This window comes from Frigoribacterium sp. PvP054 (assembly GCF_040547465.1).
Taxonomy (GTDB): Bacteria; Actinomycetota; Actinomycetes; order Actinomycetales; family Microbacteriaceae; genus Frigoribacterium.
On the sequence record NZ_JBEPPU010000001.1, the window covers coordinates 311,766 to 324,338 of the forward strand.

10 protein-coding genes are annotated in these 12,573 nt (G+C 73.3%); 4 read left to right on the forward strand and 6 right to left on the reverse strand.

The features are described 5' to 3' along the window. The first annotated feature begins 19 nt into the window (after positions 1–19). Positions 20–469: a metallopeptidase family protein gene (locus ABID81_RS01455; RefSeq protein ID WP_354593064.1), complete on the forward strand. Its 450-nt coding sequence runs from the start codon at positions 20–22 to the stop codon at positions 467–469. A gap of 6 nt (positions 470–475) precedes the next feature. Here ABID81_RS01455 and ABID81_RS01460 read toward each other — a convergent pair whose 3' ends face one another. The 5 genes from ABID81_RS01460 to manA form a co-directional block, all read right to left on the reverse strand. Further along, positions 476–1,891: a DUF5719 family protein gene (locus ABID81_RS01460; protein WP_354593065.1), complete on the reverse strand. Its 1,416-nt coding sequence runs from the start codon at positions 1,889–1,891 to the stop codon at positions 476–478. Then, positions 1,884–4,715, reverse strand: coding sequence for a glycosyltransferase family 2 protein (locus ABID81_RS01465; RefSeq protein ID WP_354593066.1), 2,832 nt, complete (start codon positions 4,713–4,715; stop codon positions 1,884–1,886). The genes ABID81_RS01460 and ABID81_RS01465 overlap by 8 nt, the downstream gene beginning before the upstream one ends. A gap of 201 nt (positions 4,716–4,916) precedes the next feature. Then, entirely contained in the window at positions 4,917–5,243 is a 327-nt protein-coding gene (locus ABID81_RS01470) for a WhiB family transcriptional regulator (RefSeq protein WP_354593067.1), read from the reverse strand. A gap of 184 nt (positions 5,244–5,427) precedes the next feature. Then, entirely contained in the window at positions 5,428–6,387 is a 960-nt protein-coding gene (galE, locus tag ABID81_RS01475; RefSeq protein WP_354593068.1) for a UDP-glucose 4-epimerase GalE, read from the reverse strand. A 105-nt stretch (positions 6,388–6,492) separates the two neighbouring features. Further along, on the reverse strand, positions 6,493–7,659 hold the full coding sequence (manA, locus tag ABID81_RS01480; RefSeq protein WP_354593069.1) for a mannose-6-phosphate isomerase, class I: 1,167 nt from the start codon (positions 7,657–7,659) through the stop codon (positions 6,493–6,495). Between the two features lie 155 nt (positions 7,660–7,814). On the opposite strand from manA, the gene ABID81_RS01485 reads away from it, so the two are divergent. The 3 genes from ABID81_RS01485 (at position 7,815) to ABID81_RS01495 (ending at position 11,699) form a co-directional block, all read left to right on the forward strand. Then, a complete protein-coding gene (locus ABID81_RS01485) occupies positions 7,815–9,011 on the forward strand; it encodes an acyl-CoA dehydrogenase family protein (RefSeq protein WP_354593070.1) in 1,197 nt (398 codons plus the stop codon). Between the two features lie 64 nt (positions 9,012–9,075). Further along, complete coding sequence (locus ABID81_RS01490; protein WP_354593071.1) at positions 9,076–10,395, forward strand: O-antigen ligase family protein; 1,320 nt, start codon at positions 9,076–9,078, stop codon at positions 10,393–10,395. After that, on the forward strand, positions 10,392–11,699 hold the full coding sequence (locus ABID81_RS01495) for an O-antigen ligase family protein (RefSeq protein ID WP_354593072.1): 1,308 nt from the start codon (positions 10,392–10,394) through the stop codon (positions 11,697–11,699). The genes ABID81_RS01490 and ABID81_RS01495 overlap by 4 nt, the downstream gene beginning before the upstream one ends. A gap of 81 nt (positions 11,700–11,780) precedes the next feature. Here the strand turns inward: ABID81_RS01495 and ABID81_RS01500 are convergent, their stop codons facing one another. After that, positions 11,781–12,569: a polyprenol monophosphomannose synthase gene (locus ABID81_RS01500; protein WP_354593073.1), complete on the reverse strand. Its 789-nt coding sequence runs from the start codon at positions 12,567–12,569 to the stop codon at positions 11,781–11,783. Positions 12,570–12,573: the final 4 nt, after the last annotated feature.

Consider the following 12,573-nt stretch of genomic DNA (forward strand, 5'->3'; position numbering starts at 1 on the left):
ACGGGCCTACGATGGGCGGATGAGCAAGGCCCGCCGCGCACGCGTCACCGACCGGTCCCGTCGGCGGGACCGCCACGGACGAGGCCTCCGGTCGTCGGCCGCAGGGCCCCACCTGCCGTTCCTCCGCACGCGGGTCGACCTCTTCGACGACATCGTCGCGGCGACCGCCGACTACCTGCGCGAGGCGTGGCCCGACGAGCTGGCCGACACGTCGTTCGAGGTCGCCGGCCTGCCCGCCGAACCCGATCGCACGAGGGTCGAACGGTGGTCGGTCGACCGGGCCGCGGGTCGGGTCGTCCTCTACCGCCTGCCGATCGAACGGCTGGCGCCCTCGCACGACCGTCGCGGCTCGGCCGAGGACGAGTGGAACCACCGCGTGCTCGTCGAGGGCTACGTGTTCCGGGCCGTCGCGGACCTCCTCGGCAAGGACCCGTGGGAGCTCGCACCCGACCGCTGGCGCGACGGCTGACCGGGGTCAGGGGTAGACGGTCACCGGGGTCGACGCCGCGAACGGCGAGGTCACGGGCCAGGCCGCGATCGCCGCGGTGGCCGAGAAGCTGACGCCGGCCCGCAGTCCGTCGGCGTCCTCGACCAGGACGGCGTCGCCGGAGGCCACGTCGAGGCCGACCGTCGACCCCCCGGCCACCTCGACGTCCTGCTCGTCGGCGTCACCGATCGTGACGCGCGCCGTGACGGCCTCCTGCCCGGGGTTGACGAGCCAGAACCGGCCCCCGTCCCCCTCGGGCACGACGGTCTGGGTGTCACCCGACAGACGCGGCGACGACGCGGCCCAGCTGAGGTCGACGCCGGCGCCGTCCGAGCCGACGGTCGAGGTCCTCGCGGCCACGGCGACGGCGGTGGAGGACCGCACGGTGGCGGTGTAGACGCCGTCCTCGAGGCCGTCGATCGGCACGTCGGTGACGCGGCCGCCCTCGACCCGGGTCTCGAAGGTGGTCCCGGTGCCGTCGTCGGTGGCCAGCGAGACCGTCAGGCTGGCGGCGTCCCGGCCCGGCACGAGGACGCGCAGGACCGACTGCAGGTCGGACGACGACGGGTCGGCCAGTGCGCCCTCGAGGTTGGCGGAGTCGCGCACGACGATCCCCGGCACGACCGACTCCCGCGCGGGCGCGGCCGAGCCGGTCACGATGTCGACCCCGCCCGGCTCGAGGGTCCGGACGACGCTCTGCTGCAGGGTCGCGACGATCTGCCCACCTCGGCTCGACACGTGCACCGCCGGCGACACGAGTCCCGTGGCGAAGCCCGAGAGGGGCACCACCTTCTGACTGCGGGGGGCGACGACGATGCCGTCGATGCCCGGGCCCTGCACGTCACCGGTCTCGGACCGGATGTCGAGGTCGACGGTGGCGTTCACGTCGCTGGGGTTCACGAGACTGATGAGCGAGACGCGCCCGGTCTCGGTCGAGCCGCCGATCAGCCAGGTCGAGCTGGTGGGTTCGGTGCACGGCGCCGAGGCGAAACCCCGCAGGTCGCCGTCGTCGACCGACTGGCTCTGTGCTGCCGCGACGAGGGGGACGTCGTCGCCCTCGACGGGGGCCGTCACCACGGACGGGCGCGAGTCGCTGCCGTCCGCGCCGGTGAGGACGTCGACGTCGACGTCTCCCCCGCTCGATCGACGGACGACGTCGGCCCGGCCGACCGAGCTGGCGGTCGTCGCCTGCTGCCCCTCGGCGTCGGAGAGCTGCAGGAGCGACCCCGTGCAGACGCGCTGCTGGTCGACGGGCACCGGTGTGACGAGCTGACCGGCCGGCACGGTCTCGAAGCGCGGCAGGGGCAGCACGGCCGCACCGCCGACGACCGCCGCGGCGACGGCGAGGCCGACGACGCCGACCGCGACGCGTCCCGTGGTCGAGAAGACCGATCGCTTATTCATCTCGCTCCTCGTCGAAGGTCGTGGCGGGCTGCTCGGCCTCGGGGGTCCCCGCCCGCGAACGGCGTCGGCGGGGCGACGTCGGGATCGCGAGCAGCAGGGCCGAGCCGAAGACCAGGCCCCAGCTGATCAGGACGATCGGGCGCAGCGGCCCGGCGCCGGGGTGCCCCTCTCGCTCGTCGGCTGCCTCGACGTACCGCCAGAGCAGGCCGTTCGAGGTGTCGCCGACCGGCAGGAAGAGCGCGTCGGCGTCCAGTGCCTCGCCGGCTCGCTGACCGAGGCGGTCGGCGTCGCCGTCGTCGTCCGTCGCCGAGAGCAGCACGAAGCCCACGCCGAGCCGGCGGAGGTCGTCGGTGGGGTCGAAGCCGCTGCGGCTGACGAGGTTGCCCGCCAGGACGGTGAGGTCCTCGTTGACCGAGGTGAGGCGCTGCGCGGTCGAGTCGAGCGTCGACTGGTCGTCGAGCGTCGCCCCCTGGCCGTGCTCGAGCGAGACGGCGAGCGAGCCGTCGGGCTGGGGCGTCAGCACGAGGGTCCCGACGTCGGGGGTCGCCTCGGCCTCGGCCGTGACGTACGCCGACAGGATGCGACCCGAACTCGGGCGGACGTCGGCGACGGGACCGAACGAGGCCACGACGGTGGGCGCCGCGGCCGCGACGGCGAGCACGGCGACGAGGGCCCCCGCGGGAGGCGCGGCCCTCGGCAGCCGGTCGAGGGTGACGGCGGCGGCGCCGACGAGTCCGAGCAGGTAGAGGCTCAGGCCGCTGCCCGCCCAGATGGTCGTCGTGTCGCTGCCCACGCCCGTGACCGACACGTGGGTCGCGGCGACGGCGGTGAGGTAGCCCAACAGGGCGAGGGCCAGCGCGGGCACGGCCCGGCGCTGCGAGCCGACGAACGGCGAGGCCACCGCCAGCAGGGCGAGGGGGGCGATCGCCACGGCGACCAGGACGGCGAGGGTGGCCGCCGAGAAGCCCGTGCCGATGATGACGGCCGTCCAGCCGTTCAGGCCCGTCTCGGGCGAGGTCAGCAGCAGCTGCAGGGGCGAGGCGGGGTCGGAGCGGGTGGGCACCCCCGGATCGGCGAACACGGCCCACCAGGTGCCCCGCTGCAGCTGGGCGATCACGAGGGGGGCGAAGAGCGCCAGGGCGGGCAGCGGCACCGCGACGAGCCGGTGGGTGCCCCGGGGCCTGCTGACGATCGAGCCGAGCCAGCCGACGAGCAGGGCGGGGATCAGCGAGGGGGCGGCGGCCGCGGCGACCGCGAACAGCAGGGAGGCGGTGGCCCCGGCGGTCCACGACCTCGCGGCCCCGACCATGGCCCAGACGAGGAACGGCAGCGTCACGTGCGCGATGACCGCGCCCAGGTGACCGGACTGCAGACCCGAGAGCAGGGGGGACGACAGGGCGTAGAGGGCGGCGGCGACGGCCGGCACCCACGCGCGGCGGGTGACGCGACGCGTGGCGAACCACGCGCCGAGGGCGGTGAGGGGCAGGGCGACGACGTAGACACCGACGATCGCCGTCGAGGGCGACCAGAACGTGATCGTGCCCAGGACGGCGACGAGCGCCGTGAAGGGGTCGGACGGGCCGACGAACCCCGTGCCGATCTCGCGCCAGCCGTAGCCGACCGACGACCACAACTGCCCCACCGAGGTGCTGAGCGGCAGCAGTCCCCCGCCGGTCACCGCGGGGTTGCCGAGCAACGGCAGGAACGCGACGACCCCGACGACGGCCGCGACCAGCACGACCCACAGCCCACCGGAGTGGACGAAGCTGGCGCGGGGGTCGGGTGCGTCCTCGACGGACGCGACCTGGGCGTCGCGGTCGGTCACGCGACGTTCGCGCAGCAGCGACCGTGACGCCCGGAGCGGTTCGACCGACGCCCAGCCGACGGTCCTCGTGCGGGCGAGCGAGCGACGCGCCGTTCCGACGTGCGAGCCCCCGAACGCGGCCCGGAACGCGGTGGCGAACTCGCCGAGGACGGCTCCGGGGTTCTTGGTCAGCAGGTGCCAGACGCTGCGGACGACCGCGAGGGGCACGAGGCTCAGCCAGTGCAGCGGCAGCAGGACGGCCGACGAGTAGACCAGGCGCCGGTGCAGCTGGGCGGCCCGGTGCAGGCGGGCCCGACGGGCGTGCCCGACCGGACCGTGCCCGAACTCTTCCGGCGGGCCCGCGCTGTCGACCTTGGCGTCGGGCACGAGCACCACGCGGTGTCCCGCGAGCCGGGCCCTGATCGAGAAGTCGAGGGCGGCGTCGACGTGCGGCAGGGCGGGGTCGAATCCCCCCAGGGCGTTCCAGACGGTGCGGCGGACGAGCATGCCGCCGGCCGCGACGCCGAGCACGTCGTCGATCACGTCGTGCTGCCCCTGGTCGAGTTCGTTCTCGACCCGGGCGAGCGAGGCCCCGTACCGGGTCACCGTCTCGCCGAACTCGGCGATGACGCCGGGTCGTCCCCAGCGCATCAGCTTCGGGCCCGCGACGGCGACCGACGGTGAGACCTCGACCGTGGACATGAGGTGCTCGAGCGCCTCGGGTGCGGGGGCGTTGTCGTGGCCGAGCAGCCACACCCAGTCGTCCGGAGACGCGTCGCCCGGGTCCGAGAGCCGGACGCCGTGGGCCGCGGCCGCGCCGAAGGTCCCGACGTCCGGAAGCGAGGCCAGCTGCGCGGCGCCGCTCAGCGAGAGCCGACCGGCGGCCGAGTCCTTGCCGCCGGTGTCGACCACCACCAGCGCCTCGGGGGGACGCGTCTGACGCGACAGCCCGTCGAGGGTTCGGTCGAGGTAGGTCGCTCCACCAGGGGCGACGAGGATCGCTGTGACTCTCGGCTGCATGACCTGAGCAGCCTAGGTCGCACCGACGCGGGCACCTGGTCGGCGCGCCGACGCGACGGGCGAGTCGTGGCGACCCGCGCCTCCTCGTCCCTCCGCGCCCCGCGGCGAGCGTCGCCACCCGCCCGCCACGTGGCGACGGCACCGGCCCCGGAGGGTCGGTGCCGTCGTGGCCGATGCGGTCGAGGACCGAGGAGGCGCGGGTCAGGCCCGCTTGCGCAGCTTGCGACGTTCGCGCTCGGACAGCCCGCCCCAGATGCCGAAGCGCTCGTCGTTCTGGAGGGCGTACTCGAGGCACTGGGCCCGTACGTCGCACGAGGCGCAGATCTTCTTCGCGTCGCGGGTGGAGCCGCCCTTCTCGGGGAAGAACGCCTCGGGGTCGGTCTGGGCGCAGAGCGAGTCCGCCTGCCAGGCCAGCTGGTTCTCGTCGTCGACCGTGGTGCGCGACGCCGGCGAGCCGGGGACGCCCAGCTGGATCGGGTCGACGTGCCAGTCGTCCGGGACGCCGGCGCGGTTCTCGTGGATGCCCACAGCGCATCTCCCCTCGTGTCGATCGCCCGTGAATGTACGCGACAAGGTAATTACACCGGTGTCATTACCCATCCGTCAAGTCGAGGGCCAATAAACCCTGCACCCCCCGATCAGGGGCAAGGGAGCCTCGGCGTGTCGGGGGACGTTTCGGGCGGAACGGGTGACTTCGACCTCGCGCCCGCCCTCAGGCGCGCGGTGCGGCCTGCCAGGCGCTGGTCACCATCTCGAGCAAGGTGTGGCGCATCCGCCAGTCGAGGTCGCGGGCCGCCAGGCCGCCGTCGGCGACGATGCGGTCCGGGTCACCCGGGCGACGCGGGCCGATCTCGGGCGTGAAGTCGACGCCGGTGCCCTCGCGCATGGCGGTCATGATCTCGGCGACCGAGACGCCGCCACCCGAGCCGAGGTTGTAGGCGGGCTCGACGGCTTCGCCCGCGTCCAGTCGTCGGGCCGCCGCCACGTGGGAGACCGCCAGGTCGGCCACGTGGACGTAGTCCCGGACGCAGGTGCCGTCGGGGGTGTCGTAGTCGGCGCCGTTGATCCGGGGGGCGCGGCCCTCGGCGAGCGCCGCGAACACGAGCGGGAAGAGGTTGTGCGGGCTGGCGTCCCAGAGGTCGGGGCGACCCGAGCCGACGACGTTGAAGTAGCGCAGGCTCGTGTGGCGCAGGCCCTCGGCGACGGCCTGGTCACGCAGCAGCCACTCGCCGATCAGCTTGCTCTCGCCGTAGGGCGACGCGGGGGCCTTCGGGGTGTCCTCGGTGACGAGCTCGGTCGGCGGGGTGCCGTAGACGGCCGCGCTCGACGAGAAGACGATGCGGTCGACGCCCCGGCTCGACATCGCCTCGAGCAGGCGGGCGGTGCCGGTGACGTTCTGTTCGTAGGTGTGGAGCGGTCGCTGGACCGACACCCCCGCGTACTTGTAGCCCGCGACGTGGACGACGCCGGTCACGCCGTGGGCGTCGATCGTCCGCTCGACGAGTTCGCGGTCGAGGATCGACCCCCGGACGAACGGCACCCCGTCGGGCACGAAGCCCTCGAGGCCCGACGAGAGGTCGTCGAGGACGACCGCGTCCATGCCCGACCCCGTGAACTCGCGGACGACGTGCGAACCGATGTACCCGGCACCGCCGGTGACCAACCAAGACATGGGGCCAACCTATCGGGTCGCGTCCGACCGCCCCGCCGTCGGTGGACGGCGGCCGGGGGCCGCCGACGGAGGGCCGCCGGCGACGGCCAGGGGCCGGGGCCGGCCTCAGGCGGGCGTGGCCACGTAGGCGGTCCCGCCACCGGTCATCGCGAGCCGGACCTCGTCGGGGGTGACGAAGGCGGACTCGCCCCGGCCGAGGCGGATGGTACCGTCCTGGCCCTTCACGTGGACCTCGCCGTCGGTGACCAGGACGATGCTCGGGCCGCCGATCTCGACGACCGCCCCCTGGCCCGCCGCGTCGACCCGGACCAGCGCGAAGCCCGTCCCCGCGGGGGCGAACCGTTCGACGCCACGGGCCACCTCGACGGGCTCGAGGCGGGGCACGGGGAGGGGGTCGAAGTCGAGCACCTCCATGAGCTCTGGCACGTCGACGTGCTTGGGCGTGAGACCGCCGCGCAGGACGTTGTCGGAGGGCGACATGAGTTCGACGCCGAACCCGCCGAGGTAGGCGTGCACGTTGCCCGCGGGCAGGAAGAGCGCCTCGCCGCGGCGCAGGGTCACCCGGTTGAGCAGCAGCGACAGCGCGACGCCCGGGTCGCCCGGGTACCGCTCGGCGAGGTCGACGACCGTGGCGATGCCCGGGCTGCCGGACCGGTGGGCGGCGGCCAGCTCGCTGACCGCCGCGATCGTGTCCGCCGACTCGTCGGTGCCCTCGAACAAGAACGCGAGGGTCGCCCGGAGGGAGTCGCGCAGGTGCCCGCGCAGTCGGTCCAGCCGCCCGGAACCGCCGTCGAGCAGGTCGACGTCGACCAACGTCTCGGACGGCTCGCGGAAGCCGCACAGGGCGTCGAAGGTGTCGCTGAGGGCCACGATGATCTCGGGCTTGGCCGAGGCGTCCTTGTAGTTGCGTTCGGGCGCGTCGAGCGGGACGCCGGCGGCGTTCTCGCGCTCGAAGCCCTCTCGGGCCTGCTCGGGCGTCGGGTGCGCCTGGATCGACAGGGGGCCGTCGGCGGCCAGCAGCTTGAGCAGGAAGGGCAGCTCGTCGCGGTCGCGGCCGAGGGCCCTGGCCGGCTCGGCGGCGAACCAGTCGGCGAGCGTGTCGGCCCCGCCGACGACCGCCGGGGCGACGACCACGCTCGGCGACCCCGGGTGGGCGCCGAGCCAGAGCTCGGCCTCCGGGCGGCCGCTGGGCCGCCGGCCGAGGAGTTCGGCGATGGCCGTCGTCGATCCCCAGGCGTAGTCGCGGGGCGTGTTGGTGATGGCGAGGAACATCGTTCTACCTGCTTGTCGGAGCTCGTGCTTGGTCGCCCCCTACAAAGCCGTGCGGTCGACGGCCTGGGGGCGTTGACCAAAGCTACCAACCCCTTGGTCTCGGGCGGGCGGCTGCCTAGGCTCCTGTCGTCCCGACACGAAGCAATGGAGCACGGATGTCATCAGCGACCCTCACCTCGTTCACCTCTCTCGTCAGCGACTTCTACGGTTACGAAGACCTGCTCTCCGACCGTGAGAAGGGCGTGCTGGCCGACCTCCGTCGGTATCTCGAGACCGAGGTCAAGCCGGGTGTGAACCGGCACTGGGCGGACGCGACCTTCCCGCACGAGATCGTCAAGGGCCTCGCCGGGCTCGGGCTCTTCGGCATGCCGTGGGAAGAGACGCGCCCGTTCGAGAACTCCGCGGTCTTCCGCGGCTGGGTCGCCCTCGAGCTCGCCAGGGTCGACGCGTCCGTCGCGACCTTCGTCGGCGTGCAGAACGGCCTGGCGATGGGGTCGATCGGCGTCGGGGGGTCGGCCGAGCAGCGCGCCGAGTGGCTGCCCCGCATGGCGAGCGGAGACCTCGTCGGGGCGTTCGGCCTGACCGAGCCGCTCTCGGGCTCGGACTCGGCCCAGGGCCTCCGCACGATCGCGACGCGTGACGGCGACGACTGGGTGCTCAACGGCTCGAAGCGGTGGATCGGCAACGCGACCTTCAGCGACATCACGATCATCTGGGCGAAGAGCGCCGAGGACGGCCAGGTCAAGGGGTTCATCGTCCCGACCGACACCGCCGGGTACACGGCGACCAAGATCGAGGACAAGCAGAGCCTGCGCATCGTGCAGAACGCCGACATCACCCTCGAGGACGTGCGTGTGCCCGAGAGCCACCGCCTGCAGCAGGCCGACTCGTTCCGCAGCACCGCGGCCGTGCTCCGCCTGACCCGTGCCGAGGTCGCCTGGGCCGCCGTCGGCAACTCGATCGGGGCCTACGAGGCCGCCCTGGCCTACGCGAACGAGCGCGTGCAGTTCGGCAAGCCCATCGCGAAGCACCAGCTGATCCAGGACCTCCTCGTGAAGTGCATCGGCAACATCACGGCGTCCATCGGCATGGTGGTGCGGTGCTCGCAGATGCTCGACGAGGGCACCCAGCGCGACGAGCACGCCTCCCTCGCGAAGGCCTTCACGACGGCCCGCATGCGCGAGACCGTCGGCTACGCCCGCGAGGTCATGGGCGGCAACGGCATCGTGCTCGACTACGACGTGGCCCGCTTCTTCGCCGACGCCGAGGCCCTCTACAGCTACGAGGGCACCCGCGAGATGAACACGCTCATCGTCGGCCGCAGCATCACCGGGCAGGCCGCGTTCGTCTGAGCCGTCCGGCGGGGCGGCCCCCGGTCGCCCCGCCGCGCCTCCCCCGTCGTCTAGCCTGGTGCCCATGACCTCGACGCTGCCCGCGCGGCCCGCCCGAGTGGCGCCGGCTCGCGGTGCCACGACGTTCGCGACGCTCGCGTTCCTCGTGCTCTTCGGGGGCGACGTCCTGCGCAACGGCACGGGGTGGTGGGGCTGGGGCGCGGCCTGCGTGGCGATGGTGGTCGCGGCGGTCGTCCTCGTCGTGCGGCAGCCGCCCCGGGTGCGGACGCTGCCGCGCCTCCTCGTGCTCTACCTCGCGTTCGCCGTCGCGTCCCTCGCCTGGTCGCAGTACCCGGTCGGGACGGCCGTCGGCGTCGTCACCACCCTGATGACCACCGTGGGCGCCCTGGCGATCACGGTCGTGGCCCCGTGGCCTGCCATCGTCACCGCGCTCGGCCGGGCGCTGCGCATCCACGTGGTCGCCTCGTTGCTCTTCGAGGTCGTCGTCGGGCTCGTGGTGCGCCGTCCCGTCTGCCCGGTCTACCTCGACTGCACCGGGCGACCGCCGGCCTTCCTCTGGTCCCGTGACGTCCTGTTCGAGGGGGGTCGCATCCAGGGACTGCAGGGCAACAGCAACATCCTGGCCGTGATCGCCCTGCTCGCCCTGATCGTCACGGCCGTCCAGGCGGCGGACCGCTCGATCACCCGCGGCTCGACCGTCGTCGGCGTCGCGGCGTCCGTGCTCGCCCTCGTGCTGACCCGTTCCGCCACCGTCGCCGTGGTCGCGGTCGCCGTGGGTCTCGTGCTGCTGCTCGTCGTGGCGACCCGCCGACGCGGTCCCGGCCGCCGCGCACCCGTCTACGGCGTGGCCGCACTCGTCGTGCTCGCCGCCGCCGCGACCCTCACCGTCGCCCGCGGTCCACTGCTCGAGCTGGCCGGCAAGAGCGCCGACCTGACGGGTCGCACCGACATCTGGTCGGCGGTCCACGACCTCGGCGTCCAGCACCCCGTCGTCGGGTGGGGCTGGGTCAGCTACTGGTTCCCGTTCGTCGAGCCCTTCACCGACCTGGCCGAGCGCAACGGCGTCGTGTACCTGCAGGCCCACGACGCCTACCTCGACGTGTGGTTCCAACTGGGCTGGATCGGCCTCGTCCTCTTCGGCCTGACGATCGTCGGGGTCGTCGTGCGGTCGTGGTGGTGGGCCGTCGACCGCCGCATGCTGTCGCGCGAGGTGGCCGCCCCGTACAGCGCCCACGACCTGCTGCCGCTGCTGCTCGTCACGGCGCTGCTCGTCCACGGGCTGACCGAGTCGAGGCTGATCGTCGAATGGGGCTGGGCCACCTTCGTCGTGGTCGTCCTCGTGACCCGTCGCGACCCCTTCGGCTGGACGGGCCACGACCGGTGAGTTCGGGCTTCGACCGCAGCCGTGACCCCCTGCGCCGGTACCTGTCGGCCTGGATCGGCTTCTCGGCCGGTGGGCACTTCTCGCAGGCGCTGTCGGTCGCGATCGTGCTGTACGCGTTCTCGACGCAGTCCGTCAGGGCCCTGATGGGCTGGCCCGGCTCGTTGGCCGTCCTGGGAACCCTCGTCGTCCTCGCCGCGCTGTCGCTCGTCGGCGGCCGGCACCACATCGAATGGCACGGCATCCTGCCCGTGTCGCTCATCGCCCTGTTCGGCTTCATGGGCCTCAGCGTCTTCTGGAGCGAGTACACGTGGGTCACGGTCGGCGGCGTCGCCTACGCCGTCGGGTTCGGCGCCCTGGGGCTGTACCTCGCCCTGGGACGCGACCTGGTGCAGGTGGTCCGGGCGTTCGGCGACGCCCTGCGCATCCTGCTCGTCGCGTCGCTGTCGCTCGAGGTGCTGAGCGGCCTGCTGATCGACCAACCGATCGCGTTCCTGGGCATCCAGGGCAACCTGGCCTCGGGCGGACCGATCCAGGGCATCTCGGGCACCCGCAACTACCTGGGGTTCCTGGCCACGCTCGCCGTCATCACCTTCGCCGTCGAGTTCCTCACCCGGTCGGTGCCGAGACGGCAGGCCGTGGCGTCCGGCGTGCTGGCCCTCGCGGCGTTGGTCTTCGCCCGCTCCCCCGCGACGGCGATCGCCGTCATCGTCCTCATCGTGGCGGGCGTGGCGCTCGACGCCCTGCGGCGGGCCCCCGAATCACGGCGGCCCCTGATGCAGTCGGTCTTCGCGGTGATCGTGGTGCTGGGAGGCGCCCTGGCCTACGCGGGCCGGGTGCGCCTCCTCGACGCGGTCGGCGCGACCGACGACCTCTCGGTGCGGACGCTGCTGTGGGCACGCATCCGCGAGCTGGCGGCCGTGCACGACATCGTCGGCTGGGGCTTCGTCGGCCAGTGGCCGACCGACATCTTCCCGTACTCGACGATCATCGCCCCCAGCGGCCGTCCGCACGAGACGGGCCTGAACGCCTTCTTCGACATCTGGCTGCAGCTCGGGCTCGTCGGGGGGCTGTTGCTCGTCGTCGCCGGCACGTTGGCGTTCGTGCGTAGCTGGATCACCGCGTCGGGCCACCCCATCGTGGCCTACGTCTGGCCCGCCCTCGTGCTCGTCCTGATCGGCGTGACCGCCGTCGCCGAGAGCTTCGTGCTGTTCGAGGGTGCCCTCATGACCTTCGTGGCCATCGCGACGATCGCCGCCCGCAAACGCTCGTGGCGGTCACGCCTGCCCCAGGCGTCCCGCCGCTGACGAGCGCCGGGCACCAAGAGGCGCGGCGCGGTGCGTCGACCCGGCCGACCGGGCCCGACGACGGGTGCCGTGCGGCCGACGTCAGTCCTCGACGACCCAGCGGGGCCCCGGTCGCCGACCGAGCAGGGCCTGCACCCGACGCTGGACGCCCCACCTCGTGACGCGGAGCATCGCCTCGACGACGATCGCCTGGCTCATCTTGGACTCGCCGAGCTCGCGCTCCCGGAACTCGATGGGCACCTCGACGACGCGACCGCCGCCGTCGAGGACGCGCAGGGTCATGTCGACCTGGAAGCAGTAGCCCTTCGAGTCGATGCCCGTGAGGTCCATCGCCTCGAGGGCCTCGCGCGTGTAGGCGCGGAACCCGGCCGTGACGTCCTTCAGCGACAGCCCGAGCGCGAGGCGGGCGTAGAGGTTGCCGCCCCGGCTGAGGACCTGCCGCGAGACCGGCCAGTTCACGACGGAGCCGCCCGGCACCCAGCGCGAACCGATCGCGAGGCTGGGGGCGCCCGGGCCGCCGGCGCCGACGAGCGCGATCATCTCGGGAAGCTTCTCGGGCGGGTGCGAGCCGTCGGCGTCCATCTCGACGACGACGTCGTAGCCGCGTTCGAGCGCCCAGCCGAAGCCCATCACGTAGGCGGAGCCCAGGCCGAGCTTGCCCGTGCGGTGTGCCACGTGGATGCGCTCGTCGTCGGCGGCCATGGTCTCGGCGAGTTCGCCGGTGCCGTCGGGACTGCCGTCGTCGACCACGAGGACGTGGGCCTCGGGCACCGCCGCGAAGAGCCGGCCCAGGATGATCGGCAGGTTCTCGACCTCGTCGTAGGTGGGGAGGACGACGAGGGGACGGGGTCGGTGATCTGCAGAGCGCACCGCT